25 protein-coding genes are annotated in these 26,728 nt (G+C 65.5%); 16 read left to right on the top strand and 9 right to left on the bottom strand.

The window, feature by feature from the left end:
• The first annotated feature begins 17 nt into the window (after positions 1-17).
• The 3 genes from ACFQZZ_RS28715 to ACFQZZ_RS28705 all read left to right on the top strand — a co-directional run bounded on the left by ACFQZZ_RS28715 (position 18) and on the right by ACFQZZ_RS28705 (position 3,857).
• Positions 18-1,625, top strand: a complete 1,608-nt coding sequence (locus ACFQZZ_RS28715; RefSeq protein WP_378686931.1) for a DHA2 family efflux MFS transporter permease subunit — start codon at positions 18-20, stop codon at positions 1,623-1,625.
• A 540-nt stretch (positions 1,626-2,165) separates the two neighbouring features.
• Positions 2,166-2,972 carry an NmrA family NAD(P)-binding protein gene (locus ACFQZZ_RS28710; RefSeq protein WP_378686930.1) on the top strand — a complete coding sequence of 269 codons (807 nt, stop codon included), beginning with the start codon at positions 2,166-2,168 and terminating at the stop codon, positions 2,970-2,972.
• Positions 2,973-3,158: 186 nt separating this feature from the next.
• Positions 3,159-3,857: a hypothetical protein gene (locus ACFQZZ_RS28705; RefSeq protein ID WP_378686928.1), complete on the top strand. Its 699-nt coding sequence runs from the start codon at positions 3,159-3,161 to the stop codon at positions 3,855-3,857.
• A gap of 165 nt (positions 3,858-4,022) precedes the next feature.
• Here the strand turns inward: ACFQZZ_RS28705 and ACFQZZ_RS28700 are convergent, their stop codons facing one another.
• The 4 genes from ACFQZZ_RS28700 to ACFQZZ_RS28685 are packed head-to-tail and all read right to left on the bottom strand — an operon-like array spanning position 4,023 to position 5,524.
• The gene (locus ACFQZZ_RS28700; protein WP_378686926.1) at positions 4,023-4,235 is read right to left on the bottom strand and encodes a DUF397 domain-containing protein; all 213 of its coding nucleotides are present in this window, start codon (positions 4,233-4,235) and stop codon (positions 4,023-4,025) included.
• A 51-nt stretch (positions 4,236-4,286) separates the two neighbouring features.
• Positions 4,287-4,496 carry a DUF397 domain-containing protein gene (locus ACFQZZ_RS28695; RefSeq protein WP_378686925.1) on the bottom strand — a complete coding sequence of 70 codons (210 nt, stop codon included), beginning with the start codon at positions 4,494-4,496 and terminating at the stop codon, positions 4,287-4,289.
• Positions 4,497-4,535: 39 nt separating this feature from the next.
• Positions 4,536-4,730, bottom strand: a complete 195-nt coding sequence (locus ACFQZZ_RS28690) for a DUF397 domain-containing protein (protein WP_378686924.1) — start codon at positions 4,728-4,730, stop codon at positions 4,536-4,538.
• The gene (locus ACFQZZ_RS28685) at positions 4,730-5,524 is read right to left on the bottom strand and encodes a Scr1 family TA system antitoxin-like transcriptional regulator (protein ID WP_378686923.1); all 795 of its coding nucleotides are present in this window, start codon (positions 5,522-5,524) and stop codon (positions 4,730-4,732) included. Before ACFQZZ_RS28685 ends, ACFQZZ_RS28690 begins: the two co-directional genes overlap by 1 nt.
• Before the next feature lie 166 nt (positions 5,525-5,690).
• Here ACFQZZ_RS28685 and ACFQZZ_RS28680 point away from each other — a divergent pair, with 166 nt between their 5' ends.
• The 6 genes from ACFQZZ_RS28680 to ACFQZZ_RS28655 all read left to right on the top strand — a co-directional run bounded on the left by ACFQZZ_RS28680 (position 5,691) and on the right by ACFQZZ_RS28655 (position 9,973).
• The gene (locus ACFQZZ_RS28680) at positions 5,691-6,152 is read left to right on the top strand and encodes a DNA-directed RNA polymerase subunit beta (protein ID WP_378686921.1); all 462 of its coding nucleotides are present in this window, start codon (positions 5,691-5,693) and stop codon (positions 6,150-6,152) included.
• Complete coding sequence (locus ACFQZZ_RS28675; protein WP_378686919.1) at positions 6,149-6,580, top strand: DUF4254 domain-containing protein; 432 nt, start codon at positions 6,149-6,151, stop codon at positions 6,578-6,580. The genes ACFQZZ_RS28680 and ACFQZZ_RS28675 overlap by 4 nt, the downstream gene beginning before the upstream one ends.
• Positions 6,581-6,927: 347 nt before the next feature.
• Positions 6,928-7,509, top strand: coding sequence for a DUF3558 domain-containing protein (locus ACFQZZ_RS28670; protein ID WP_378686918.1), 582 nt, complete (start codon positions 6,928-6,930; stop codon positions 7,507-7,509).
• 10 nt (positions 7,510-7,519) lie between these two features.
• A complete protein-coding gene (locus ACFQZZ_RS28665) occupies positions 7,520-7,900 on the top strand; it encodes a hypothetical protein (protein ID WP_378686917.1) in 381 nt (126 codons plus the stop codon).
• Positions 7,897-9,201 (top strand): hypothetical protein, encoded by a 1,305-nt coding sequence (locus tag ACFQZZ_RS28660; RefSeq protein ID WP_378686916.1) that lies wholly within the window; start codon positions 7,897-7,899, stop codon positions 9,199-9,201. Before ACFQZZ_RS28665 ends, ACFQZZ_RS28660 begins: the two co-directional genes overlap by 4 nt.
• Positions 9,194-9,973 (top strand): ESX secretion-associated protein EspG, encoded by a 780-nt coding sequence (locus ACFQZZ_RS28655; RefSeq protein ID WP_378686914.1) that lies wholly within the window; start codon positions 9,194-9,196, stop codon positions 9,971-9,973. Before ACFQZZ_RS28660 ends, ACFQZZ_RS28655 begins: the two co-directional genes overlap by 8 nt.
• Positions 9,974-10,818: 845 nt before the next feature.
• Here the strand turns inward: ACFQZZ_RS28655 and ACFQZZ_RS28650 are convergent.
• A complete protein-coding gene (locus tag ACFQZZ_RS28650; RefSeq protein WP_378686912.1) occupies positions 10,819-11,742 on the bottom strand; it encodes an AMP-binding protein in 924 nt (307 codons plus the stop codon).
• Positions 11,743-11,915: 173 nt separating this feature from the next.
• Between ACFQZZ_RS28650 and ACFQZZ_RS28645 the strand changes: the two genes are divergently transcribed.
• From ACFQZZ_RS28645 to ACFQZZ_RS28620, 6 genes are all read left to right on the top strand, one after another.
• On the top strand, positions 11,916-13,202 hold the full coding sequence (locus tag ACFQZZ_RS28645; protein ID WP_378686910.1) for a PucR family transcriptional regulator: 1,287 nt from the start codon (positions 11,916-11,918) through the stop codon (positions 13,200-13,202).
• A 483-nt stretch (positions 13,203-13,685) separates the two neighbouring features.
• Entirely contained in the window at positions 13,686-15,539 is a 1,854-nt protein-coding gene (dnaK, locus tag ACFQZZ_RS28640) for a molecular chaperone DnaK (protein ID WP_378686909.1), read from the top strand.
• Complete coding sequence (gene grpE, locus ACFQZZ_RS28635; RefSeq protein ID WP_378686907.1) at positions 15,536-16,192, top strand: nucleotide exchange factor GrpE; 657 nt, start codon at positions 15,536-15,538, stop codon at positions 16,190-16,192. Before dnaK ends, grpE begins: the two co-directional genes overlap by 4 nt.
• 24 nt (positions 16,193-16,216) lie before the next feature.
• The gene (gene dnaJ, locus ACFQZZ_RS28630; protein ID WP_378686905.1) at positions 16,217-17,386 is read left to right on the top strand and encodes a molecular chaperone DnaJ; all 1,170 of its coding nucleotides are present in this window, start codon (positions 16,217-16,219) and stop codon (positions 17,384-17,386) included.
• On the top strand, positions 17,386-17,802 hold the full coding sequence (locus ACFQZZ_RS28625; protein WP_378686903.1) for a heat shock protein transcriptional repressor HspR: 417 nt from the start codon (positions 17,386-17,388) through the stop codon (positions 17,800-17,802). The genes dnaJ and ACFQZZ_RS28625 overlap by 1 nt, the downstream gene beginning before the upstream one ends.
• Positions 17,803-18,333: 531 nt before the next feature.
• Entirely contained in the window at positions 18,334-19,503 is a 1,170-nt protein-coding gene (locus tag ACFQZZ_RS28620; RefSeq protein WP_378686901.1) for a globin domain-containing protein, read from the top strand.
• Positions 19,504-19,510: 7 nt separating this feature from the next.
• Here the strand turns inward: ACFQZZ_RS28620 and ACFQZZ_RS28615 are convergent, their stop codons facing one another.
• From ACFQZZ_RS28615 to ACFQZZ_RS28605, 3 genes are all read right to left on the bottom strand, one after another.
• Positions 19,511-20,296 (bottom strand): FAD-binding oxidoreductase, encoded by a 786-nt coding sequence (locus ACFQZZ_RS28615; protein WP_378686900.1) that lies wholly within the window; start codon positions 20,294-20,296, stop codon positions 19,511-19,513.
• Between the two features lie 15 nt (positions 20,297-20,311).
• Positions 20,312-21,469 carry an FAD-binding oxidoreductase gene (locus ACFQZZ_RS28610; protein WP_378687163.1) on the bottom strand — a complete coding sequence of 386 codons (1,158 nt, stop codon included), beginning with the start codon at positions 21,467-21,469 and terminating at the stop codon, positions 20,312-20,314.
• Positions 21,470-21,699: 230 nt separating this feature from the next.
• The gene (locus tag ACFQZZ_RS28605; RefSeq protein ID WP_378686898.1) at positions 21,700-22,635 is read right to left on the bottom strand and encodes an NADP-dependent oxidoreductase; all 936 of its coding nucleotides are present in this window, start codon (positions 22,633-22,635) and stop codon (positions 21,700-21,702) included.
• Positions 22,636-22,909: 274 nt separating this feature from the next.
• Here ACFQZZ_RS28605 and clpB point away from each other — a divergent pair, with 274 nt between their 5' ends.
• The gene (gene clpB / locus ACFQZZ_RS28600) at positions 22,910-25,465 is read left to right on the top strand and encodes an ATP-dependent chaperone ClpB (protein WP_378687161.1); all 2,556 of its coding nucleotides are present in this window, start codon (positions 22,910-22,912) and stop codon (positions 25,463-25,465) included.
• A gap of 22 nt (positions 25,466-25,487) precedes the next feature.
• On the opposite strand, the gene ACFQZZ_RS28595 is transcribed toward clpB, so the two are convergent.
• Positions 25,488-26,726 (bottom strand): MFS transporter, encoded by a 1,239-nt coding sequence (locus tag ACFQZZ_RS28595; RefSeq protein ID WP_378686896.1) that lies wholly within the window; start codon positions 26,724-26,726, stop codon positions 25,488-25,490.
• Positions 26,727-26,728 lie beyond the last annotated feature (2 nt).

The following is a 26,728-nucleotide window of genomic DNA, read 5'->3' as shown; positions in this document are numbered from 1 at the left end:
TTTATGATGGAGGTAATTTGAAAACTGAAGCCGCCACTCCTCCGCTGCGCCTGTGGTTGGGTCTGATCGCTGTATCGCTCGGCGTCGCCCTGATCGTCGTGGACCTCACGATCGTGAACGTGATCCTCGCCCCGATCATCGAAGACCTCTCGATCACCTCGATCGAGGCCCAGTGGATCCAGGAGTCCTATGCGATCGTCTTCGCCGCCCTGCTGTTGCTCACCGGACGACTTGCCGATCTGTACGGTGCCCGAAAGCTCTTTCTCATCGGCCTGCTCATATTCGGTGTGACCAGCCTGCTCGCGGCGGCTGCGCCGAATGGCGAGCTGCTCATCCTGGCCCGGTTCCTGCAGGGCATCGGCGGGGCCATGATCCTGCCGACATCACTGGCCCTGGTGAACGCCACCTTCACCGGGAAGGCGCGCGGCCAGGCCTTCGCGGTCTGGGGGTCCACCATCGGCGCGGCAGCCGCGGTCGGCCCGCTGCTGGGCGGCTGGCTCGCGGATTTCTCCTGGCGCTGGGCGTTCGGCATCAATATTCCGCTGGTATTTCTGATCATGGCGTGCGTCGTGGTGTATTTGCCTGCGTCGCAACGTATGCGTGGTCGAGTCGATTGGCCAGGCGCGGTGCTGTCGGGCGTCGGACTCGGCCTGCTCGCCTTCGCGCTGATCGAGGGCCGGGCCTATGGCTGGCTTATCGTCACCGACCCGCTGACGATCGGCGGATTCGCCTGGCGCACCGGGCCTTCCCCCGTTCTCGTTGCCTTCGTCGCCGCAGCGCTCGTGCTGTTCGCGTTCTGGCGCAGGCAGGTGGCACTCACTCGCGCGGGAGCCGAACCACTCATGCACACCGGGCTTTTCGCTATCGGCTCGTTCCGCAAGGGTAATGTGGTGACGCTGATCGTCGGGCTCGGTGAGTTCGGCATCATCGCGGTGCTGCCGTTGTGGTTGCAGTTCACCCTGAACTACAGCGCTCTGCAGGCGGGTCTCGCGCTGGTGCCGCTCGCCGTGGGCAGCTTCTGTGCGAGCGGCGCGAGTTTTTCGATGACGAACACGATTTCGGCGCTGGGACAGGTGCGGATCGGCCTGCTGCTCGAGGCCGCCGGGCTGATGCTGCTCGGGTTGTGCGCCGCCGCCGACAGCAGCTGGTGGTCGATTGCCGTCGCGCTGTTCGTCTACGGCATCGGTGTCGGATTCGCGACAGCGCAGGTCACCAATGTCGTGCTCGCCGAAGTGCCGGTCGAATTCTCCGGCCAGGGTTCGGGAATCCAGAGCGCGGCAAGGGAACTGGGTTCCGCGCTCGGTATCGCCGCACTGACCACGCTGTTCCTCAGCTCGCTCGGATCCGGGCTACGCGATCGCCTCGCCGATACCGGAGCGTCGGGCCAGGATGCCGACCGGCTCGGCGAAGCCGTGACTGAGAGCGCGGGATCGGTGATCCCCGCACTCTCGGCCGAACCGGCGACCGCGGGCGTTGCCGCAGCCGCCCGCGAGGCAATGTCGAGCGGAATCGCGATCTCGAGTTATGTCTGTGCCGGATTGCTCGTACTCGCGCTCGCGGCAACGGCATTCGTCGCTCCGAGTACCACAGCCGTCGAAGAGCAGGTACGCGAGCCTCAGGCCTAGCGTCCGGACTTCGTCATTCGGAGGACCACGCCTGTGGAGGTGCCGGGGCGCTGCCTCAGGTGTGGAGTCCGGACTTCGTTGTTGGGTGTGGCGGCTGTGGAGAAGTTGGTGTGCGTGCTTCCGGTGCGGTGTCCGCTCCGTGCGAGCATGGCGAGAGCCCGCCGCCGAGCTGTGGTGCGCCATTCGGGTCCGAACGCGCGGCGCGGAAAGTCGTTCGGGGATAGGTGGCGAATTCCGTGCCGCTCGACCGCGAGCACCTACCGCAACGCGGCGTGGGAGGCAGATCATGTGGGAACCCCGGTAGATGTCGATCGAGCCCTGGCGTCGTCACGGAAGATGCTCTGCGGCATTTATGCAGGTGAATGCTGGTGCGGCTGAGTCATATCCGTGACGTCGGACAGAGGGAGCGGATCGGGTGTTCCAGCATTCTGCTGGAGTAGGTCGAATGAGCCTCACGAACCAGTCGTGGTGGATGTCACTGTCGGTTGACCTCTAGTGCGGTTGAGTTTCTAGCGTCGTCAGGGACGAAGGGAATTCACCGTGACGATCTTGGTAACGGGCGCGACCGGAAACACCGGTCGCCATGTCGTGGCAGAGCTGGTCCGCCGTGGGCAGCGGGTCCGGGCGCTGACTCGGAATCCGGCTGCCGCAGCCGCGAAGCTCCCGCCCGGTGTGGATCTGGTGGCGGGAACACACACCGCGCCCGACACATTGGACGCCGCGCTCGCCGGTGTGAGCGGGCTGCATATCACCGTGACAGCGGGGCTGGCCGCTGTCGGCGCCGAGTTGGTGCAGCGGGCCGTCGAGGCGGGGGTGCGGCGCATGACGATCGTGTGGGGCGGTGGGGTCGGGCCGGTCGAACAGGCCGTGGCGGCCTCCGGTGTGGAATGGACGCGTCTCGAGCCGCAGGAGTTCATGTCCAACACGCTGAACTGGATCGATTCGATCCGCGTCGAGGGAGTCGTGCGCGAGCCATACGACTTTCCCAGCGCCATCGTGCACGAGGCCGACATCGCCGCCGTGGCCGTCACCGCGCTATTGGAGGACGGCCACGCCGGGCGCGCCTACAACCTGACCGGTCCACAGTCGCTGACCCCACGCGAGCGGATATCGATCCTCGCTCGAGCAGTCGGCCGCGACATCACGTTCGCCGCCATCACTCACGAGCAGGCCATCGAACGACTCATGGCCACCGGCGTTCCCCGCGCTGACGCCGAGTACGTCATTGGCTGGTACGCCGCACCGACGGCGGAGGCGACCACGGTGGTCGACACCGTCGAGAAGGTGACCGGGCGCCCCGCCCGCACCTTCGAGGAATGGGCGAACGAACACGCGGACCGCTTCTAACGCAAAGCCACCGAAGGCCATCGACACCGCGACTCGCCGGGCTGGTCCTAGCAGTCTGATAGTCCTCCCGCCATGCGTTCCCGGCTCCGGGCCGCTGCGGCGGCCTCCGGCGGTAGGTCCGATAGGGTAGCGACCGGGGATGATTCGATCATCCCGTCCGGCGTCGGCAGGCAAGGAGTTCCAGCTGTGTCCACCCCGACCCCACCCGAACCGTATCGCGGGTACGCCCAGTCGGCACCGCACGCGGAATCGCAACAACCCCAAGGCAATCCGGCGATGGGCATCCCCAACCCCTATGCTCCGTCCCCCGGTTACCCGCCGCCGAACCCGTACGCTCCGGCCGCCCCCGGCTACCCGCCGCGCAACTCGTACTCCCCGGGCCCCGGTTTCCCGCCGTCCAACCGCCCTGCGGGGTCGGGCATAGACCGGGTGGCCGGGATCCTGCTACTGATCACCGCCATCATCACCGGAGGGTGGCGGCTGCTGGCCTCATTTGGATTCCACTGGAACGACGTCCCGCTTGCGCTCATGATCGTCATCGCCATTTCCGCCGCGATCGTCATGCTCACCGGGGCAGCCGCCCGCATCCCCGCACTGCGAGCCCTTGCCGCCGCCGGCGCGGGCATGCTGCTGGCGACCAGCTCCTCCGAGCTCGCACTACGCTCGGAATTGTCGTTCCTCTTCGAGGACCATGGTTGGCTGTCCATCCCCGCGACCATCGCCGCACTGGCGGCCACGATCACGGCGGTTCTCGCAGCAAACTCGACCCACCCCCGCGCGGCACAACCGCCTCAATTCCCCACCCAGTGGCAGCAGCCGACATCCGGACCCCCGCAGGCACAGGCAAACCCCTACCCCCTCCAAACCCCTTGGCCCCCACAGTAGCCAAAGGCCCTTCGACTCCGCGCGTACCGAACACCCCGCGTCACAACCGCACACCCCGTATACGAGGTGTGCAGTTGCGACGAGGGGTGTTCGGACGGACCACTACCCTGCGCGCAGACGAAAGCCGCCCCGGTCCGATGGATCGAGGCGGCTTGGTCGCGTTTGTCAGGCTTGCGGGCGGTTGAACTCGCCGTCTTGCACACCGCCTGTGAACGCGTCCCATTCGCTGGGAGTGAAGACGAGCGCGGGGCCGGACGGGTTCTTGGAGTCGCGCACGCCAACCACACCGCCTTCGAGGAAGGCGACCTCGACGCAATCGGCTTTAGAGGCGCTGCGGCTGCTCTTGAACCATTGAGCCCGGGACAGATCAGCAGTCATGTCTCTAGTAACTCCTTGTGGTCCTACGAACCGAGGCGGCTTCTTCGCGTTTCAGGCTTGCGGGCGGTTGAACTCGCCATCTTGCACACCGCCGGTGAAGGCGTCCCACTCACCAGGGGTAAACGAGAGCCGGGCCGTCGGGTTCTTTGAGTCACGAAGGCCAACGTGGTTTCCGTCAAGGAACACGACCTCTACGCAGCCTGTGGTGGCGTCGCTACGACTGCCCTGGAACCACTTCGCCCCGGATAGGTCAACGTTCACGCTCGTACTCCCTTGCTCCGCAGAGCTGGTTCGTTCCCGTTAGGCCGTCAAATCGTCGAACTCGCCTGCCTTGCAACCTTGTAGCCAGGCGCTGAACTCGTCTCGGGTGAAGGCAATTGTCCCAGCTTCTGGCGCGTTGCTGTTGCGAATCAGCACGCCGCCGGGTGTTGCGGCGACTTCCACGCAGGTTTGGGGATCGGTAAAGCTCGACTTCCGCCAGGTTAGTTCGCTCATCACTTGTTCCATGTCTCCGCTAGCTGCTGTATGTACTGTTGGGATTCCTTCGGAGACAAGGTGATTCGACACGCATGATCGAAGGCGAGACCGAAGTATCCCACCTCATCGGCATCGGTGATGAAGTAGGCACCACCATATCCCTCGATATGCACGCGCGGGTTGCCCCACGGATGCTCCATGATGACGAAGTCGCCCAATCGCCTGGCCTCATATTGACCCGCATCGTAGGTGGTGATCCGGAGCGTCACATTCGGCAACTCCGCCAGCTCCGCCATCACCCGAAGCTGCTCAGCCATCACGGAACCATCGCCCACCTGCAGGTGGAGGGCAGATTCGGGCTGAACCAGATCGAGCACCAAGTCGCCGTTGCGAACCCGTTTCTGCCGGTGAAATCTCTGGTCGACCGTGCGTTGAAGTTGAGTGTCGGATACACCCGAAACGCCCACGCGGCCAGCCAACTGTTCGACGTAGCGAGGCGTCTGGAGCAGCCCGTAGATGGCGCGAGACTCGTGCGCGCGCAGCGAGGTCGCTGACTGTTCCATGCCCAGATACGTTGTCAGCCACTCTGGCATTTCATTTGCCGCCGTAGGGATGCTGCTGAGCATTGCGTTCAGCTCGCCCATGCCCACTCCCAGAGCCTCTGCGTATTTGGCTCGCTGATGAGGGCGAGGCGTGCTCTCGTCTCGCTCCCACTTGCCGAGCGTCGTGCGATCGACGCCGACGAACTCGGCCACCTCCTCCTGCGTCTTTCCGGCAGACTTACGCGCATCAATGAGCATTTTGCGTCGCACAAATGCATCATATCCACGCCGCAGAGTCTGTGGATCACATCACATTTCGAGAGCAAGCTGGCTACGCGTCCGGTTGAGAACCCTTTCCCTCTCGTCCCTGGCTCCACCGCAGACCGAACCAGGGCCGGGCGCACCTACTCCCCATCGATGCGACTCGAGGTTCCGCATGGACCGCATAGCTTTCGGCGACACACCCGTGTCCCGATGCCGGTACTACCGGCAGGTGTGCGACCTGCCCGCGATCGTGGATCCACCACAGCTCGGCCGGATCATCGTCAGAGCAGGACTTGTGTGGGCGTTGATGATGCCCACCGATCTCGGGCACGCCGTGCGGCTGGAACTACAACGCCGCCAACAAGATATCGGCCCGATCATGTCGCATCCCCGCTCGAGCAGATGGAGCTACCTGGTCCGCCCGGATCTTCCTAACGACGACAGCTTGTTCGCCGAGATGTTCCGGCTCAACGTCTCGATCGTGCGAGCGGGTGGCGCTATCGCGCTTCCATCCCCGAGCGATCGGTGCGCGCAGTTCCGGTGCTGGGTCGAGCCACCGCGCTGCGCATTCCGGCCTTCCGGGCTGATGGTCATCGCATCGATACGCGCGACTGCTCAGGCGCGCGAACAGTGACACTCAGTGAACCGCTGCCCGGGAAGAACCCGATGCTGGCCGCATGTCGTGGCGACGCGAACAACGACCATCCGCTACTGCGTTCGGCCAGAGAGCTGGCCGAACTACACGAACTACGACTCGGCGCCAGCCGAGAGCGAGCCGACGAGATAGACCACGAACGCACGCGCCTGGTCCGCGAAATCGACTGCTGGGTCACCGGGCAACTCCCGCCGTCCCTCGGCGCGGCACGCGTGCATACCGAAACCATCGGAGCGGTGGTCGATCGGCTCGGGCAGTTCACCGCGTGCGCCTTCGCGGCATTGGCAAGCGGTTCGAACTGGGAACTCGGCGACGCGTGGGAAAGGCTCGCGGAACTGGCGATCGGCTACGAAGATTTGAAAGATGAAGTGTCCGTTGGGCGCCGCCGCCTACCTGGCGGCCCGTAAGGCGCGGTGCGAGCAAGACACTCGGCATGACGCTGTCGACGGGTAACCGCCCACCCCTCGGATGATAGCCGCCGCAAGAACGAGAGTATGGTCCCTCGTCCGCGATACGCGCTCCTGGAGTCCCGCATCATTTCTCGGGATCCGCGCCTCTTCGGCACCCGCAGCTGGTGCGGATCCCGAGACAGGTGCGGCTCTGAGGTGACTCTGGACCGGTAGACAACTACCAACCGACGAGGTGCGGTTGCACCGCCCGTCTAGCGGCCAGTACCGTCAACGGGGAGCTGACAGGGGGCGGAGGAGCCGGTCCGGCCCCACCGACATGGCACGCCACCGGCGGTGAGGAACCGATGACAAGCAGGGGGAATGTGCTGCGCGGTCTTGCCGTCACGATCGGCACCGTGTTGGTCTTGGCCGGGTGTGAGGACTCCACCAGCCAAGTCTCGACCGCAACGGGCGTAGCGGGTACGACGTCGACGGCTGCGGTGACGACATCTGCGGATCGCGACGCGGCTCTGTGGAATCCATGCGATCTGCCAGATTCGGCGATATCGGCGACCGGGCTCGACCCAGCAAGTAAAACGAAGGACGTCGGGGGTGTGGATTTCGATGGCTGGCAGGTGTGCAGTTGGCGTGCATCCGCGCGGTGGTACGGCCTGACGATACTGTCGGGGACCGCAACGCTGGCGGAGGTCGAACAGCGTCGTGACTTCGAGGCATTCGCACCTCAAACCGTCGGGTCGCGCAAAGCGGTCGAGTTCCTCGATGTCGGGGATAAAGAGCGCCTCAAGTGCGCAATTGCGGTCGAAATGCCTTATGGCTCAGTTCTGTTCCGTGTCCTCACCCGCTATTCGGTGGGTAAGCAGGGTGAACCGTGTGTCGAGGTGCGTCGCCACGTCGACGATCTAGCCAAGTACCTTCCGGGTAGCTGAGGAGGTGACTATGGAGTTCGGTGTCGACCCGGCGGAGTGGCGCAAGGTACTCGATCTGGCCAATGCTGGCGAAGTGTCCCTGCATCCAGACGTCGGCCACGGGCTGGACAAGGTGTGCGATGACTATCTCGATCGGCTCGACCGTATTGCAGAAGTTGTCGATAACGTGAAGCTCATCACTGGGTTTGGGCCGTTCCCGTCGAGTAAGGCATTGGAAGAGAAGTTCAGTCTGAAGGCTACGGGTACCGACCAGTCGATAGACGCGGTGCTCAAGCAGCACGTTGAGACGGTCAAACTGGCGAAAGAAGTTGTCGCCAAAGCAATCTCGAACTTCGTCGAGCTCGACCAAACCCGCGCCGATCAGCTCGCCGGAACGGAAGTCCCCCAATGACCTCCTACGAGGACTACCGCAACCGGATCATCGCCGCCCAGGAGCAGTGGAACCGCGACCGGGAATCGATCTACACCAGCACGAACTCGTTGTCCGGCAACTTCGTCGGCGAGTTCGATCCGCCGAAAATCCCGGGTCCGGACAACTACGACAGCATGACGCTGGCGCAGATGGTCGAAGCCGTCGACGCGATGCGGCCGGCCGCCGCTCGGCAAGCCGGGGAAGCATGGCTGAATATCGGGGCACAGCTCACTGCTGCGACAACACTGTTCAACCTGCGCTTCGCTCGCACCGTCAACGGCGATGGCGGGCACGGTGGCTGGACAGGGCAGTCCGGTGCGGCGGCGGCCTCGGCAGTGAACAACTACGCCGAGAAGTCGGAAAACCTTTCCGGGGCAGCGGCATTGGTGAGCTACAAATTGCTCGAGCTGCAAACGGGGCTGGAGCAAACCCAAGCCCTGATGCCGCAGGCCACGCAACGCCCGGAACTACAGGGCAAGACGCTGCCGCAAGAAGGTGTGATGAAGAGCGGCGACTACACCGAGGAGGAGGCCACGCAGGAGGCGCGCAGGGTGCTGCGCACAGTCTTCGGCCAGGTGGTCAACCAGACCGACCACGGCGTACCTGTCTTGCCCGCCGCACCACCTATCGTCGACCCGACGCAGCCGCCCGTCTCACCACCCGGTGGCACATCCCCTGGTTCACAAGGGCCGACCGGTTCCGGCGAACCGGGAGAAGCGGGTGAAACCCCCGATGGCACCGAAGAACCTGGACCCGACGAGCAGGGCGTTAACCCTGGACAGCCAGCCGGTACCGATCCGGCCGCGACGACACCCCAGTCGGTAGAACCGGCGAGCGCGACCCAGCAACCCAATTCGCCTGCGAACACCCCTGGCAGCCCGGCGAACACGCCGAGCGGCACCGGCACCCCGAGTCCGACAACCCCGACTCCAACGATTCCGCCGCGCTCCACCGGCGCACCGAGTACACCCGGAAGGCCCACCAGCCCAGGCATTCCCAACACGCCGAGCACCCCAGCCCCGGGACGCAGCGTTTCCGGCGTGCCTCAGCAACCCGCCGCGAACCCACTCGCGGCATCCACAGGTACCAACAACCAGGCGAGGGGCGCTGCTGGCACGTCCGGCATGGCGCCAGGCGCGGCAGGCAAGGGCAAGGACGACGAACGTGAGACCTCCGGCGTCAAGGATTACCTGATCAACAAACAGAATGGCGAAGAGGTCACCGGCCTGGATTCGATGCCGAAATCGGTGCCGCCGGTCATCGGTGGGGACCATGGCTGATTGGCGCTTCACGGGCCAAGAGTTCGAGCTGCTCTGGGCCGCCTATGGTCGCGACAGGCTGCCCTACCCGCTCCAATTCCGGCCGGAGGAAATGGATTTCAGCGCGCTGAAACGGCAGCGGGAGGCCGCGGTAGACGCACTGCTCGGCAAGTACGCCGTTGATCTGGAACGAGCACTGGACGTGCTCTTGGAACCGGAAACCAGAATCGAGTTGAAGGGTTTCGACAACCGAGACCCCTTGGCCATCTATCGATTTCACGGTGCGGTGCGCGGCGGCGTGGGTGCCACGCTGGTCCAGTTGCCGGGCAGCGCCTCCGACACCGGCAGCGATGTGATCGTAAGCTACTGCACCGCAAGGCAAGTCGCGGAACGTGCGGTCGCCGCGCTGCCGAAGATGCCCGCCGGAACTCGCGATCCCCTAGAGGTGCGCCGCGAAGCACTCGCCGCCGATCGGGAACGCCCGGTCCGCGCCCCTTACGAAGTCGGCCTCGTCGAACAACTGGACCGCCTCTTCAAGCGCCCCCGCCTCGCTATCGGCGAGATCACCGTCTTCTCCGGCCCGGCCCTGGACGCCCGCCCCGGCTTCGGCCGCGGTTTCTGGTGGATGGACTACGAAGACGGCCGCTACTACGTCAAAACCGGCGACCCCATCATCGCCAAACCCCTTGCCGCCCCGGCCATGGCCGCCGAAATCCACCGCCTCGCCACCCTCGCCCAGCGCTACTACCGCGAAGACTTGGAACACGACGAATACCTGCGCACGCGGCGGTAAGGCTTATTGATCCCAGGGATCTGCCAGGCTGGACAATCACAAACCCGACTACACCACCGCTCAACCCGTCGCCGCATGACATCAGACGAACGTACGAGCGGGACCGCCTGGGATAAGCCCCAGCGATCCCGGCTACATGGGTGGCCAGCGGTGACCCTCGGGTGCCTATTGCGCAGCCCGACGGCGGCGCACGATTGTCCTATCAGCCCAATCGGGCCCCGAAAAACACCGGAGGCATTCCATCGTTCAAACCACCAAGACCCGTATCGCAATCGGCGCAATTGCCGCCCTCACGATCGCCATGGCCGGTGCAGCCGTCATTGTCTTTGCCAGCGGGGTAACCGATGGAACCCCGGCTCCTTCGGACAAGGGCACCACAGTGCAGGTCGTACCGGGTAGCGGTCCGATTCCCGAAGGTGGCACAAGCGGTTCCGGTTCCGGTGGCAACGGTGGTTCCGGCGTGAACTCCGGGGGCAACACGGGTGGCAAGGTGGACTCCGGCTCCAATACCCCCGATTCCGCCCCAGTGGCACCGCCAACGACCGCACCTCCGGTTGTCGAGCCTCCTGTCGTTCAGCCCCCGGTCGGCCCGAAGCCTCCTTTCGCGGGTCCGGGCAAGGTCGAACCGGGCGTTATCGGTCCGACCAGTCCCTACCCGGCCGGCGGCGGTCCGAAGACCCCGCCGAAGCCGCCTGTCGCGCCGGGCGGCGCGGTTCCCGGCGGCACCGGCGCTAGCGGTGCCGGTGCGAGCGTCGGCAAGTAGCACCGCGGCAGAAACAGGAATGCCCCCGCGCAGGCGGGGGTGTTTCCATGTGTGTGCGGAAATTCGCGGAACCCGAGTATGCCTACGGATGAGCCATTCCACGCCGGTGAGCGGTTGAACGTGCTCGCGCAGGAATGTCGGTCAGCCCGTGACTGTCGATGATCGGTATGCCGTAGCGGTGTTCGAACTTGGTCCGTTGTTCGACGTCGGCCCGCACCGCGCCGCTGATGGCGAACCGCACCGACGAGGTGTTCGGCCGTATCTGGGCGGGCAGATCGGACAGCGCTGTGTACATGGTCGGGTCCGCGGAGAAGTAGGTGGCATGGCTGCGTTCGATCCGGTCGAAGAACGACGTGGGGCTGAACCGGCCGGCCATGGTGGCGCGGCCACCGGCGAGCAGCGGCGACAAGGTGCCAACCACGATGCCGTTGATATGGAACAGCGGCATGATCAACAAGCTGTGGTCGGCGTCGGTGAGTGCGAATGCCTCGATCGCCAATCGGCACACGGCGTTGAGGTTCATGTGGTCGAGCATCACGCGGTTCGGCTTGATGGTGCCCCCGCTGGTGTGGATGATCAGCGCTAGTGCGTCGTCGCCTGGCTGCGCCGCTTCCAAGACAGCGTGGTCTGTCGCGGTGAGTTCGTCGGCAGATATGACGGCCTGGACCGGAGCGTCGAAGGCGGGCCGCTGCGCGGCAACCAGCACCTTGGCGCCCGCCTCGGCCATCTGGTTGCTGGCCTCCTTGGCGGTCAGCGACGGGTTGATCGGGGCGGCTGTGGCGCCCAAACGCCATGTGGCGAACAGGGATACGACGAGGGCGGCGGTATCGGGCAGCATGATCGCGACTACGTCGTCCGTCGAGACGCCCGCGGCGCGCAGGGAGGCGGCGGCCCGCCGCACGGCGGCCAGAAATTCGGTGTTGTTCAGGTCGATGTTGTCGTCGGTAACGGCGGGTGCGTCCGGGGCGGCGGCGGCGCGACGGTCTGGGAGGGTCGAAAGAATCAAGGGCGGTCCTCAGGAGGAGGTGTGGTGCGGGGAATGACAACAACGGTAGAAATAGCGGTGCGGCTCGACATCGTCGTGCATTGACGAAATTTGTCGCGTGCTTTGTCGCCGGAGAACAATGCCGACCTCGTATTCGTCGCCGCGGGTCACCGCGGGGTAACTACCATTGGGTGGTGACGACTTTTCGTCGCGACGGTGATGTCGATGTGAGCCGCTCTATCGCGAAGATCGCCGCCCGCATGAACGCGCGGGTGACGGATATCAACGTGAATATCTCGCGCGGAATCGAGGACGAGATACCCGAGTTGCGCGCCGACGTCCACACCGTCGAACTGCTCGGGGCCAGCGTGGGGGGCAATATCGACACACTGCTGCACGCGCTGCAGCACGACATCCCGGCGGCGCGGATCCACGCGCCCGTGGCGGCCATCGAGTACACCAGGCGCTTGGCCCAGCACGAGGTTCCGCTCAATGCCCTGGTTCGCGCTTACCACGTCGGCCAGCGGCGTTTAACCGAGCTGGTTTTCGCTGAACTGCGGGCCACTGATACCGCGCCGGTGGATCAGATCATCGTCATGGAGGCGATCACCACCAGGCTGTTCGAATACCTCGACCGGATCATCCAGCAGGTCGTCGTGGTCTACGAAGGCGAGCGCGAGCAGTGGCTGGACGACCGCAACAGCGCCCGTGCGCTTCGCGTCCGCGAAGTGCTGGCGGGGAAGGGGACCGTCGATATCGACGCCGCCACCGAATCGATCCATTACCCACTGCATTGGTTCCATCTGGCACTTATCGTTTGGTATCCGGACGCCCGCGCCTACGGTGACGAGCTGGCCGGGCTGCAACGATTCGTCCGCGAATTGGCCGAGGTGGCAGATACCGGCGCGCGCCCGCTGTTCGTCGCCGACGATCGGATGAGCGCCTGGGCGTGGCTGCCATATCGGTCGGCGCAGCCCGACGCTGTCGCCAGGGTCCGTGGGTTCGCGGCCGCGTGTCCGGATGCGCCGCGGGTGGCGATCGGCACGGTGGCCTCCGGAGTGCCGGGGTTCCGCCGGTCGCATCGGCTCGCCCAAGGTGCGCGCTCGGTCGCGCTGGCGCAGGGAGACGCGGAACCGAGCATTATCGCGGCCAGCGACCCGGGGTTGTCGGTGGCGGCCCTGCTCAGCGGCGGGATCGCGGAGGTCGGGGAATGGGTTTGCGAGGTGCTCGGCGACTTGGCCGCCGACAATGAGAACGACGCACGGCTGCGTGAGACGCTACGGGTGTTCCTGCACAGTGGGTCTAGCTACAAGGCGGCCGCCGCAGAACTCGATCTGCACTCCAATTCGGTGAAATACCGGGTCGAGCGGGCGGTATCGCGGCGCGGCAGGCCTATTACCGAGGACAGGCTCGATGTCGAGCTGGCGCTGCTGGTTTGCCACTGGTACGGGTTGCCGGTGCTGCGGCCGGATACGGCGTAACTGCCCAACCGGCCGTCCCGGGTTGAACTGGGCTCGATCGAGTGCGCCCAGGACGCGTTGGTCGGAGATGAATTCGGGGCGTCTTGTTCGCAGAGGTTGTCGCAAATCACGCAGACCAGCTTGGTGACACCCATCCGCCTGTAACTCCCGACCAGCTCCGCGTTGATCACAACTGGCGCACATTCCTGGCCTGCGATGACACGGCTGACGAGAATGGCGACGGCACGCCTCGGGTCAGGTCCGGGAATAGATCGCTGAGGGCCCAGGTTGAGCTGTTCGGCAATGTTGAGTATGACTGGCTCAAGTTTGAGTTGACTCCCGACCGCAAATCGGTGCAGGATTGAGCCGACCACGCTCAGCGTTGCTGGGACCGTGCTCCGTGAGGTGCTTGGGGCGAGGTCTCGCGGCACAGGAACAACTGGCCGCAGGGCGAGCGTTCGCCCAGCACCGACACAAGTAGTTACGTCAACTAGGAGGAAAACCATGGCTCGTGCGGTCGGAATCGACCTCGGGACCACGAACTCGGTCGTCGCCGTTCTCGAAGGCGGAGAGCCGGTCGTCGTCGCCAACTCGGAAGGATCGCGCACCACCCCCTCTGTCGTCGCATTCGCGAAAAACGGCGAGGTACTGGTCGGTCAGCCGGCCAAGAACCAGGCGGTCACGAACGTCGACCGCACCATCCGCTCGGTCAAGCGGCACATCGGCACCGACTGGTCCGTGGAGATCGACGGCAAGAAGTACACCCCGCAGGAGATCAGCGCGCGCACGCTGATGAAGCTGAAGCGCGACGCCGAGGCCTACCTCGGTGAGGAGATCACCGACGCGGTCATCACCGTCCCCGCGTACTTCGAGGACGCGCAGCGTCAGGCGACCAAGGAAGCCGGCCAGATCGCCGGTCTCAACGTGCTGCGCATCGTCAACGAGCCCACCGCGGCCGCGCTCGCGTACGGCCTGGACAAGGGCGACAAGGAACAGACCATCCTGGTCTTCGACCTCGGTGGCGGCACCTTCGACGTCTCGCTGCTGGAAATCGGCGAGGGCGTCGTCGAGGTTCGCGCCACGTCCGGCGACAACCACCTCGGTGGTGACGACTGGGACGAGCGCGTCGTCTCGTGGCTGGTCGACAAGTTCAAGGCCAGTGCGGGCATCGACCTGACCAAGGACAAGATGGCCATGCAGCGGCTGCGTGAAGCCTCCGAGAAGGCCAAGATCGAGCTGAGCTCCTCGCAGAGCACCTCGATCAACCTGCCCTACATCACTGTCGACGCGGACAAGAACCCGCTGTTCCTCGATGAGCAGCTGACTCGCGCCGAGTTCCAGAAGATCACCTCGGACCTGCTCGACCGCACCCGTGCGCCGTTCCAGTCCGTGATCAAGGACGCGGGCATCTCGGTCAAGGACATCGACCACGTCGTGCTCGTCGGCGGCTCCACCCGGATGCCGGCCGTCACCGAGCTGGTCAAGGAACTGACCGGTGGCCAGGAGCCCAACAAGGGCGTGAACCCGGACGAGGTCGTCGCCGTCGGCGCCGCCCTGCAGGCCGGTGTGCTCAAGGGCGAGGTCAAGGACGTCCTGCTGCTCGATGTCACCCCGCTGTCGCTGGGCATCGAGACCAAGGGCGGCGTGATGACCAAGCTCATCGAGCGCAACACCACCATCCCGACCAAGCGGTCGGAGACCTTCACCACGGCCGATGACAACCAGCCGTCGGTGCAGATCCAGGTGTTCCAGGGTGAGCGCGAAATCGCTTCGCACAACAAGCTGCTCGGCTCCTTCGAGCTGACCGGCATCCCGCCGGCCCCCCGTGGCGTGCCGCAGATCGAGGTCACCTTCGACATCGACGCCAACGGCATCGTGCACGTGACCGCGAAGGACAAGGGCACCGGCAAGGAAAACACGATCAAGATCCAGGACGGCTCCGGCCTGTCCAAGGAAGAGATCGACCGGATGGTCAAGGACGCCGAGGCGCACGCCGCCGAGGACAAGGCCCGCCGCGAGGAGGCCGAGACCCGCAACCAGGCCGAGTCGCTGGTGCACCAGACCGAGAAGTTCATCAAGGAGAACGAGGACAAGGTCCCCGGCGACGTCAAGGAGAAGGTCGAGGCGGCCATCGCCGAGGCCAACGAGGCGCTGAAGGGCACCGACATCGCCGCGGTCAAGTCGGCCGTCGAGAAGCTGGCTACGGAGTCGCAGGCGCTCGGCCAGGCCATCTACGAGGCGTCGGCGGCCGAGTCCGCGGCGTCGGGCAATGGCACCGGGGCTTCCAGCTCCGCCGACGACGACCAGGTCGTGGATGCCGAAGTTGTGGACGAGCCGGTCGACACGGAGAAGAAGTGACACAGGGCAACTCGGAACAAGAGCCGATCACTTTCGTCGACAACCGCAAGGTGGATCCGGAGACCGGCGAGATTCGGGAACCGGCCGCGGCAGACGCTGCCGCGGCCGGGCCGGATAAGGGCAACGGTGCGGACGCCGTGCTCGGCGCCGATGAGGGGGCTGCGATTCTGGCCGACAGCATCAGCAACGAGCTGGCCGAGCGCACTGCCGACCTGCAGCGGTTGACCGCGGAATACGCCAACTACCGGCGTCGGGTCGAGCGTGACCGCAAGGCCACCATCGATACGGCCAAGGCCTCGGTGGTCACCGAATTGCTCGGCGTGCTCGACGATCTCGATCGCGCACGGGCGCACGGTGACCTGGAGACCGGACCGCTCAAGTCGGTCGCGGACAAGCTGGCCGATGCGCTGCACAAGCAGGGCCTGGAGGAATTCGGTTCGGAGGGTGAGCCTTTCGACCCGACCCTGCACGAGGCCGTGCAGCACGAAGGATCCGGGCACGACCCGGTGATCGGTGTCGTCATGCGCAAGGGCTATCGCTTCGGCGATCGGGTGCTTCGGCACGCGCTGGTCGGGGTAACCGACGGCGTGAGCGATCTACCGGTGAGTGAAGCATCGAATGCTGGTTCTGATGCCGGCACACCCAACCAATAAGAACGCGAGAGGAGGAGATGCCCGGTGAGTCAACGGGAGTGGATCGAGAAGGACTTCTACAAGGAGCTGGGCGTTTCCTCCAGCGCCTCCCAGGACGAGATCAAGAAGGCGTATCGCAAGCTCGCTCGTGACCTGCACCCGGATGCCAATCCCGGTGACACCAAGGCCGAGGAGCGGTTCAAGACCGTCAGCGAGGCGCATGCCGTGCTGTCGGATCCGGCCAAGCGCAAGGAATACGACGAAACGCGAAAGCTGTTCGCCGGCGGCGGTGCGTATGGCCGGGGCGGGTTCACACCCGGTGCGGGCGGTGGGTTCTCCCAGGACTTCAATATCGGCGACATCTTCGGCCAGGCGAATGCGGGCGATGGTGGCCTCGGTGACCTCCTCGGTGGTCTGTTCAACCGGGGTGGCACCCGGACCGCGAGCAGTCGCCCGCGCCGTGGCGCTGATGTGGAGACCGAGACCACGCTCGGCTTCCGTGAGGCCGCACAGGGCGTCACCGTTCCGCTGCGGATGACGAGTCCGTCACCGTGTACGACGTGTCACGGCAGTGGTGCGAAGCCGGGGACAAGTCCCCGAGTGTGCCCTATCTGCAATGGAAACGGCGTCATCAGCCGTAACCAGGGCGCGTTCGGTTTCAGTGAACCCTGCGACGAATGTCGTGGCACCGGCTCGATCATCGACAACCCGTGCGTCGACTGCCACGGCAGCGGCATCCAGAACCGGACCCGCACCATCACGGTGCGTATCCCACCGGGTGTCAGTGACGGACAGAAGATTCGGCTGGCCGGTCAGGGCGAAGCGGGGCTGCGGGGCGCGCCGTCGGGCGACCTCTTCGTCACCGTGCACGTCAGCCAGGACAAGGTCTTCGGCCGCAACGGCGACGACCTGACCTTGGTGCTGCCGGTCAGTTACAGTGAATTGGTGTTGGGCACAACCGTTTCGGTGCCCACCCTGGAAGGGCGCGTCGGCGTCAAGGTGCCGCCGGGCACCGCGGACGGCCGCATCCTGCGGGTGCGTGGTCGTGGCGTGCCGAAGCGCGGCGCCGCAGGCGGTGCCGGTGATCTGCTGGTCACCGTCAAGGTCGCGGTGCCACAGAAGCTGGACGACAATGCCGCCGAGGCGCTACGGCGCTACGCGGAGGCGGAGAAGGCCAGCGGGTTCGATCCACGTGCGGGATGGGCAGGTGCGTGATGTCCGGTGATCCGAAGAATGCGTCAGGTGGGCCGAATAACGCGGGCCGCACCGAGGCTCAGGTCTTCATGATCTCGGTGGCTGCACAGTTGGCGGGCATGCACGCGCAGACACTGCGCACGTATGACCGCCTCGGACTGGTTACGCCACAACGGACTTCGGGTGGCGGTCGGCGCTACTCGGCCAGGGACGTCGAGCTGCTGCGCGAGGTGCAGCGGTTGTCCCAGGACGAGGGCGTCAATCTGGCCGGCATCAAGCGCATCATCGAACTCACCAATCAGGTTTCGGAATTGCAGCAGCACGTCGCCGAGTTGTCGGCCGAGGTGGAGCGGCTGCGAGCGGGCTATCGCCCGGATCTCTCACCGCCGCAACGCAGTACCGCATTGGTGGTGTGGAAGCCCCGGCATCGGCGCTGACACCTCCTGGCTACCATCGGGCCCCGGTGTTTCGGTTCATCACGAGTGAGCCGAAGCCCGGGGCCCGATGTCGTTGAGCCGCGACGGTAGCCAGAGATATGCCGGATCTGTCGGCGCGCCCGGCGGCCCGCCCTGCGGAGGTGGCGGCGAGTTGTCCTGCGGTTTCAGGCCGCTCGCCAGGTCGCGGGGTGCGAGACGGTTGCTGAGGTGAGGTAACTGGTTGCGGATTCGGAGTTGCCGCACGGTCGCTCCGATAGCTGGATCTGGACGAAACTTGCAAAAAGGATCATGCAAATTCAGTGAGCCTGTGACTGATTTCACCCAAATAATCGATCCCACAGTCGGTTTCTACGGCGTTTCGCATTTCGAATCCTCGTTTCAGGGGAATTACACGCTTGATGTTCCAACGGAGGATTCCGTTGCTGGCAAACCTCACCTACACTCGGTGGCATCGGCTGCTGTCGAGTGTCCCGCGGCACCTCACTCGCCGGCTCGGTTTGTGTTCGAGTGCGAAATGGGGTTGTGACACAAATGGATTCGCGGACTGTCGCTTTGATCAGAACGACGTTCAAGGCGGTTGCTGCGGAAGAAGGGGGGCCCGCGAGACTGGCCAGTTCGTTTTACGCGATCTTGTTCACCGATTACCCGCAAGCCCGCGATTTCTTCCCGGCAGCGATGGATGCGCAGCGTGACCGATTGGTCAAGGCCATCTCCTACGCGCTGGAACGGCTCGAGGAGCCGGACAAGTTACTACCGTTCCTAGCCCAGCTCGGCCGCGATCACCGCAAATACGGTGTGCAGCCTGAGCATTACACCGCGGTGGCCACCTCGCTGAAGACCGCGATGCGGGTGTTTGCCGGCACCGAGATGTGGACCGATGAGGTAGAGCGGGCCTGGGACGAAGGCCTGACCATCATCAGCGAAACCATGATCGGCGCGGCGGAAAAGGAGACCACGCCGGCTGCTTGGACCGGGACCGTGGTCGAGCGCCGCGACGTGCTGCGCAACCTGGCCGTCGTGCGGCTGCAACTGGATCAGCCCATGCAGTTCGCCGCGGGCCAGTACATCAGCGTGCAGGTCCCGTCCCGACCGAGGATGTGGCGCTACCTGTCGCCCGCCGTACCCGCAAACACCAACGGGGAGATCGAATTCCACATCCGCAGCGTGCTCGGCGGCTGGGTCAGTCCGGCCATCGTCGGCCACACGAATATCGGCGACAAGTGGCTACTCGGTTCACCCCTCGGTGGGCTGGGCATTCCACGCAACACCAAACGCAAGATGCTGATGGTCGGCTGCGGCACCGGCATCGCCCCACTGCGCGCCCAGCTCATGGCTATGGCGCAGCGGCGGGTCAATCCGCGAGTGCACCTGTTCGTCGGCGGCCACCACCCCTGCGACCTATATGACATGGCGACGCTCAGCGCGCTGGCCGTGGCCAACAAGTGGCTCACCGTGACACCGGTGACCGAGAGCGACGAAAACCCCTGGTGGTACCTGGAACCCGGCGAACCTCAACGGTCCTGGCCCGGCCTCGAGCAGCGGATGACCGGACAGATCGGCAAGGTCGTCGCCAGCTACGGGCCATGGGCCGACCGCGACGTGCAGATCGTCGGATCGCCATCCATGGTGCAGACCACCAAGTTCCGCCTGATGGCAGCGGGCACCCAGACCAAGAACATCCGCCACGACCCGCTGTTCTGAGTTCGGGTCAGATTCCTTCGAATTGGATTCTTGCGGTGGGGGTTCCGGTTGCGACGAGTCGATCTACCGTCGCGCGGGTCATGGCGGGGGAGCCGCAGACCAGGACCTGGTGGTTGGTGAACGCACCGTGCGAGCCGACCACATCGGCGAGAGTGCCGTAGAGCATTTCGTCCGGCGGGAAACCGATATCGACGCGGGAGTGCTCGTACCACTCGTCGACCCAGCCCGGATCGTCCGGGGTTTCCACCACCGGAATGACGGTGAGCCAGGGCAATTCGTCCGCCAGCAGGTAGAGCATGTCGGCCGCGTACAGGTCGCGTGGGGAACTGCCGCCGATGAACAGGTAGGTGGGTGGTGGGTCTTCGTGCCTGGCCAGGTCGAGGATCTGGGCGCGCAGCGGGGCAAGGCCGGTGCCGCCCGCGATCATCACCACCTCGTCGCCGTCGGGATCGACGGCGAAAGTGCCTGCCGGGGCGGTGATCTGCCATTCGTCGCCCGGTGCGGTGTCGGCGACGATGGAGCCGCTGCACCAGCCGCCGGGCACGGTCCGCACATGGAATTCGAGTTTGCCGTCCAGCGAGGGCGGCAAGGCGGGGGAGAACCTGCGCCGCATACTCGGCTGCTGTGGCACCCGCACCTCGACGGACTGGCCCGCCGTGAACGGCACGAATTCGCCGATCAGCCGGATCACCGCGAGATCGTGGCGCAGCCGATGGTGGCCGACGACGGTCGCTTTCCATTCAGGTGCGGTATGGATATCGGGCGCAGCACCGTTGCCGTGCAAGTCCCCCAACGGAGCCTCCTCGTTTCACACAGGGTCGGAGCTGATATTCCACTCCGGGGTGCCCACCGCTATCAGCGCGCGGCGGGTGTCGGCGATCATCCGCGCCGATCCGGCGATCTGGATCTGCCGATCCGCCCACGCACCGAAGCTGGCGACCACCGCACCGAGATTACCGATCAGCGTCCGGTGCATGCCGTAGGGCGCATCCGAAGGCGGATGCGGGTACCACCACGGGTTGGTCTTCTGTTCGCAGACCGGGACGATGGTCAGCCACGGATTGCTCTGCGAGAGCTGCCACATGTTCTCCACGTCGTACAGGTCGCAGGGGTAGCGGCCGCCGATGAAGAAGTGCACGCGCGGGTTGATGCCGCGCTGGCCCATTTCGATGAGCTGCGCGCGTAATGGGGCGATGCCGGTGCCCGCGCCGATCAACAGCACGTCGCGGCCGCTGTCGCGGTCGACGTGCAGTCCGCCGAGCGGGCTGGCGACCATCCACTTGTCGCCGACCCGGGTTTCGTTGACGATCGCGGGGCTCACCCAGCCGCCGCGGATCTTGCGGATGTGGAATTCGATCTCGCCATACGGGTTCGCCGGAATCGCGGGCGATAGGTAGCGCCACATCTTCGGTCGCTGCGGCACCGCGATCGGCACATACTGCCCGGCTTGATACGGGATCGGGCTCTCGGACTGCAGCCGCACGATCGCCAGGTCCTCCAGCACCCGGCGGTGGCCGACGACCGTCGCCTCCCAGAAGGGTCGTGACTTGTCGGAATTGGCGCCGATGGCCATGGACGCGGAGATCAGGATGGTGATGTCGCGCCAGCCCTCCTCGAGTGCCCGATTCCAGACGGCGCTGTTGTAGGTGCGGCAGGCGGCCAGCAGCGCGCGGCCCGCGGCATCGTAATGCCCGGGCAGTACGCCGTACTTGCGATGATCGCGAGCCAACTGCTCGAGAAACTTCTGCGCCCTTCCCCAGTCCTCCAGATGGTCGAGCACATACTGGATGGCCGTGACCAGCCGTTTCGCCTGCATATCCATCGCAGGCGGAAACAGCTCACGTAATTGGGGGTTTTCCGCGAAGAGGTGACCATAGAACGCACTGATCAACCGCTCGGGGCCGTTAGGTGACTCGATCACCGAACGGAAGTTGGCGCGGACCAGCGCAGCCGAACGCGCATCCACGACGTCGAGCTTCCTTTCCTTCTGTTTGCTGCCCGAGGACATACCCGTAACCGGCGGTCCTCCGCGGTCAAGTATCCCCGAAAATCCCGTGGTCGTGTGGGTAAAGCCCATCACGGTCCGGCCAACGGTAATCGGTGGGCAAACACCGGGGACCGCGGGCCTGTCTCACGGGTTGTAGCAGGCGATCAATCAGGGTTGGAAGGTGACAGTGTGGGTGCGCGTCACACGCTTCAGATGGTCAGCACGGTCTTGCCGCGTGCGCCCGCGGCGCCGATGACCGACGCGGCGTCGGCGAGTGGCACGGTCGCGGCGATCGGCACGACCACATCGCCCTCCGCCACGCGTTGCAGCAGTCGGCTCAATTCCCGCGCACCGCCAGAGGATTCGATATTGCCGCCCTTGATGCCGCGGTCGCGCAGCGCCGCCTCGTCGGCGGACCAGACGGTGGAATAGACGGTGCCGCCGCCGCGGACCAGCGTGGTCAGTTCGGCAAACGCTTCGGGCGTGCTCACCACGTCGAACAGCACATCGATGCCACCGGGATGGGCGGCCGCGACCTGACCGACTACCGGGCCCCTGGTGTAGTCCACCGTTTCGGCCGCGCCGAGGCGGGTCATCTGATCGGCGGCGTCGCCGCGCGCGGTGGCGATGACGTGTGCGCCTGCCATGTTCGCCAGTTGCACCAGGAACGAGCCCACACCGCCGGTGGCGCCGACCACCAGTACCGTCTGGCCTGGTTCGATCTTGGTGGCATCCACCATGTCCTGTGCGGTGACGCCCGCGGTCGGCAGCGCCGCGGCCGCGCCGGACGGGACCGCGTCCGGGATCCGCGTGAGCGCTCCGCTCTCGGGCAGCGCCGCGTACTCGGCGAAGCTACCGTGGCCTGCCGGCGGCGTGAGGAACTTGCCGACCACCCGGTCGCCGACGGCGAACCGGCTGACGCCGGGCCCGATCGATGACACGATGCCCGCGCCGTCGACGCCGAGGATCATCGGAAAGTCGTGCGGCATCTTCCCGTCCAGGAATCCGGTGGCCATCCGCTGGTCGAACGGGTTCACCCCGGCCGCCTCCAGCTGCACGCGGACGATGCCTGCGCCTAGTTCGGGCACCGGCATATCGGTCAACTCGGGTGTTGCTCCGAAACTCCGTACCACGATCGCGCGCATCTGTTCGCTCCTTGAAATTAGGGAGAAGAGTGACGCATCAGACGGCAACGGCCGTCGTAGGTATCCATACACCACCGACGTCGTGATTCATCGCATTCAGCGGTGTCGCGGCGTAGCGTTTGTCGAGATAGAAGACTTTCAAAGTTGAGCGGAACAGACTCAACCTTTCCAACGTTGAACAGTGAGGTACGGCACCGAGCCGCGCGGCATACCGTGCGGTCACGTGGAGTGCGATCTCTCGGTGCTGTGGAAATCGACTAGTAGGAAGGTGACCGTGGACTCGTTCAATCCCACCACCAAGACCCAGGCGGCGCTGACCGCCGCGCTGCAAGCGGCGTCCGCCGCGGGTAATCCGGAGATCCGTCCGGCGCATTTGCTGGTGGCGTTGCTGGATCAAACCGACGGCATCGCCGCCCCCCTGCTCAAGGCCGTGGCGGTAGACCCGGCGACGGTTCGTCGCGAGGCACAGGACATCGTCGACCGGCTGCCGAGGGCAACCGGCGCGACAACCACTCCGCAACTCGGCCGTGAAGCCTTGGCCGCGATCACGGCCGCCCAGCGCCTGGCCACTGAGCTGGGCGATGAATACGTCTCCACCGAACATGTCCTGGTCGGCCTGGCCAGCGGCGACTCGGACGTGACGATGTTGCTGGTCAAGTACGGCGCCACCGCCGACGCGCTGCGCGAGGCGTTCACCACGGTGCGCGGTAGCGCCCGGGTCACCAGCCCGGATCCCGAGGGCAGCTACCAGGCGCTGGAGAAGTACTCCACCGACCTCACCGAGGCGGCCCGCGCCGGCAAGCTCGATCCGGTGATCGGTCGCGACACCGAAATCCGTCGTGTCGTCCAGGTTTTGAGCCGCCGCACCAAGAACAACCCGGTGCTCATCGGCGAACCGGGCGTCGGCAAGACCGCGATCGTCGAGGGCCTTGCCCAGCGCATCGTTGCGGGTGACGTACCGGAGTCGTTGCGCGGCAAATCCGTTGTCTCGCTCGATCTCGGCGCGATGGTCGCCGGCGCGAAGTATCGCGGTGAGTTCGAAGAGCGGCTCAAGGCCGTGCTGGAGGACATCAAGAACAGCGCGGGACAGATCATCACGTTCATCGATGAGCTGCACACCATCGTCGGTGCCGGCGCGACCGGTGAATCCGCGATGGACGCGGGCAACATGATCAAGCCCATGCTCGCTCGCGGCGAGCTGCGCCTGGTCGGTGCGACCACGCTGGATGAATACCGCAAGCACATCGAAAAGGACGCCGCACTGGAGCGCCGCTTCCAGCAGGTGCTGGTCGGCGAGCCGTCGGTGGAGGACACCATCGGCATCCTGCGCGGTATCAAGGAGCGCTACGAGGTGCACCACGGTGTGCGCATCACCGACTCCGCGCTCGTCGCCGCGGCCACACTCAGCGACCGCTACATCACCTCCCGGTTCCTGCCGGACAAGGCGATCGACCTGGTCGACGAGTCGGCCTCGCGGCTGCGTATGGAAATCGACTCCCGCCCGGTGGAAATCGATGAGGTCGAGCGCGCGGTGCGGCGGCTCGAGATCGAGGAAGTCGCGCTGAGCAAGGAAACCGACGATGCCTCCAAGCAGCGTCTGGAGAAACTGCGCCAGGAGCTCGCCGACGATCGCGAGAAGCTCAACCAGCTGATGACCCGCTGGCAGAACGAGAAGAGCGCGATCGACCAGGTCCGGGTCCTCAAGGAGGAACTGGAGACCCTGCGCGGTGAATCCGAGCGCGCCGAGCGCGACGGTGACCTCGGCAAGGCGGCCGAACTGCGCTACGGCCGGATCCCGGCACTGGAGAAGCAGCTCGCCGAGGCCGAAAAGGCCTCAGCGGCGGCCGGTGACGGCGAGGTAATGCTCAAGGAAGAGGTCGGCCCCGATGACATCGCCGAGGTGGTGTCGGCGTGGACCGGCATCCCGGTCGGCAGGCTGATGGAGGGCGAAACCCAGAAGCTGCTCCGAATGGAGGACGAGCTCGGCAGACGCGTCGTCGGCCAGCTGGAGGCAGTGCAGGCAGTGTCCGACGCGGTGCGCCGGGCGCGGGCAGGCGTCGCCGATCCGAACCGCCCGACCGGCTCGTTCCTGTTCGTCGGCCCGACCGGCGTCGGTAAGACGGAGCTGGCAAAGGCGTTGGCGGACTTCCTGTTCGACGACGAACGCGCCATGGTCCGGATCGACATGAGCGAGTACAGCGAGAAGCACTCGGTGGCCCGGCTGGTCGGTGCGCCGCCCGGCTACGTCGGTTACGACCAGGGCGGCCAGCTCACCGAGGCGGTACGACGCAGGCCGTACACGGTGGTGCTGTTCGACGAGATCGAGAAGGCGCATCCGGATGTCTTCGACATCCTGCTCGCGGTGCTCGACGAGGGTCGGCTGACCGACGGCCAAGGCCGCACGGTCGACTTCCGCAACACCATCCTGATCCTCACCTCGAACCTCGGTGCGGGCGGCGATCGGGAATTCGTGATGAACGCGGTGCGCGCGGCCTTCAAGCCGGAATTCCTCAACCGCCTCGACGACGTGGTCATGTTCCACTCGCTCGACGAGGAGCAGCTGGAATCCATCGTCGACATCCAGCTCGACCAGCTGCAGAAGCGGCTGTCGCAGCGCAGGCTGAAGCTGGACGTCAGCGATTCGGCGCGGTTCTGGCTGGCGGTGCGCGGCTACGACCCGGTCTACGGTGCGCGGCCGCTGCGCAGGCTGATCCAGCAGGCCATCGGCGACACCCTGGCCAAGGAACTGCTGGCCGGTGAGATCACCGACGGCGACACGGTCGAGGTGAGCGTGACACCGAACGGTGAGAGCCTCATCGTCGGCAAATAAGCGAGGCGTCCCTCGCCGAGGATCACGCGACTCGTGCGGGTACCTCGGCGAGCGAGGCCTCGCGGCTGCGGCCGACGAGGCCACCGCCGATCGCGAGTACGAGCATGGCGCCGACCAGTGCCCACCCGGTGGTGGTGGTGCCGAGCGCGGTCAGCAGATAGCCCGCGAGCAGCGCACCGAGCGCGACGGCGCCGTCGGTCACGAGATTGCCGGCGCCGACTGCTCTGCCGAGCGTGTCTTCCGGGATGACGCGCACTCGGAAGAGTGTCAGCGCGACATTGACGACGGTGCCGACCGCACCGATGCCGCACCACGACACCGCCATGATCGCGGGGTTCGAGCTGAGCGCGATCGGCACCAATAGCGCCGTCCACGCCCACAACGATCCGCGGTACACGGCGTGGGCGCTGAATCGGGTGGTGAGTCCGGACGCCGCGAACGAGCCGAGAATGCCGCCGACACCCGCCGCGCCGAGTACGACGCCGACCGTCCACGCAGGCCGTCCGCTGGTGCCGATCTCGAAGATCAGCAGCAGGATGACGACCTGGATGACCATGTTCGACAACCCGCTGATCGCCGTCGAGGCACGCAGGAACGGCTCGGCCCATACGATCCGTACGCCCTCCCACGCGACGCTCCAGCGTCCGCCGCTGGGCCGGTCGCTTTCCGGCTTTCGCGCCGCGAAGTCGCCGCGAATCGCCGAAAGTGTCACCAGGCAGAACAGGTACGAGACGGCATTGATGACGAACGGCAGCCACCGTGCCATTCCATAGGCAGCCGCGCCGAGCGCGCGGCCGAGCACCGAGCCGATGGGCTGCTCCGCCTCGAAGAACGAGAACGCCGCAGGGCGCTGCTCGCTGTCGACGATGTCACGGATAGCGCCCAATTCGCTGAGGGTGAAGAAGACATAGGCGGTGCCCTCGACGAAGGCCGCGACGATGAGGAACGGCCCCGGGTTCGGCACCTGCAGAACGACAACCAGGGCGGCGACACAGGTCGCGGTCAATCCGGACAGTTGGCAGATCAGCAGGGTGCGCCGCCGATCCGAATAGTCCGCCGCGATGCCTGCCGGAATCTGAAAGATCAGGCTCGGCACCGTGATCACGAACCCCGCCCAGCCCATGAGCGTCACCGAACCGGTGACCGAAAGCACCAGCAGCGGGTAGGCGATGCGAATTCCGAAGAAGCCGGTCAGCGAAACAACATTGCCGGACCACAGCAATACGAACGCCCTGTTCGTGTGAATTCCCTTGCTGTTCAATC

Source organism: Nocardia sp. GCM10030253, from assembly GCF_042675075.1.
In the GTDB taxonomy this organism is placed as follows: domain Bacteria; phylum Actinomycetota; class Actinomycetes; order Mycobacteriales; family Mycobacteriaceae; genus Nocardia.
Note: the sequence above shows the minus strand (reverse complement) of the source record. Positions and strands in the feature narration are given on the sequence as shown.

What these genes read in the sequence shown, in the direction of transcription:
- ACFQZZ_RS28700 (WP_378686926.1), bottom strand. Translation starts at nt 4,235, where the DNA reads ATGACTGCTGATCTGTCCCGGGCTCAATGGTTCAAGAGCAGCCGCAGC.
- ACFQZZ_RS28690 (WP_378686924.1), bottom strand. Translation starts at nt 4,730, where the DNA reads ATGAGCGAACTAACCTGGCGGAAGTCGAGCTTTACCGATCCCCAAACC.
- ACFQZZ_RS28680 (WP_378686921.1), top strand. Translation starts at nt 5,691, where the DNA reads ATGGACCGCATAGCTTTCGGCGACACACCCGTGTCCCGATGCCGGTAC.
- ACFQZZ_RS28670 (WP_378686918.1), top strand. Translation starts at nt 6,928, where the DNA reads ATGACAAGCAGGGGGAATGTGCTGCGCGGTCTTGCCGTCACGATCGGC.
- ACFQZZ_RS28665 (WP_378686917.1), top strand. Translation starts at nt 7,520, where the DNA reads ATGGAGTTCGGTGTCGACCCGGCGGAGTGGCGCAAGGTACTCGATCTG.
- ACFQZZ_RS28660 (WP_378686916.1), top strand. Translation starts at nt 7,897, where the DNA reads ATGACCTCCTACGAGGACTACCGCAACCGGATCATCGCCGCCCAGGAG.
- ACFQZZ_RS28655 (WP_378686914.1), top strand. Translation starts at nt 9,194, where the DNA reads ATGGCTGATTGGCGCTTCACGGGCCAAGAGTTCGAGCTGCTCTGGGCC.
- dnaK (WP_378686909.1), top strand. Translation starts at nt 13,686, where the DNA reads ATGGCTCGTGCGGTCGGAATCGACCTCGGGACCACGAACTCGGTCGTC.
- ACFQZZ_RS28625 (WP_378686903.1), top strand. Translation starts at nt 17,386, where the DNA reads ATGTCCGGTGATCCGAAGAATGCGTCAGGTGGGCCGAATAACGCGGGC.
- ACFQZZ_RS28620 (WP_378686901.1), top strand. Translation starts at nt 18,334, where the DNA reads ATGGATTCGCGGACTGTCGCTTTGATCAGAACGACGTTCAAGGCGGTT.
- ACFQZZ_RS28605 (WP_378686898.1), bottom strand. Translation starts at nt 22,635, where the DNA reads ATGCGCGCGATCGTGGTACGGAGTTTCGGAGCAACACCCGAGTTGACC.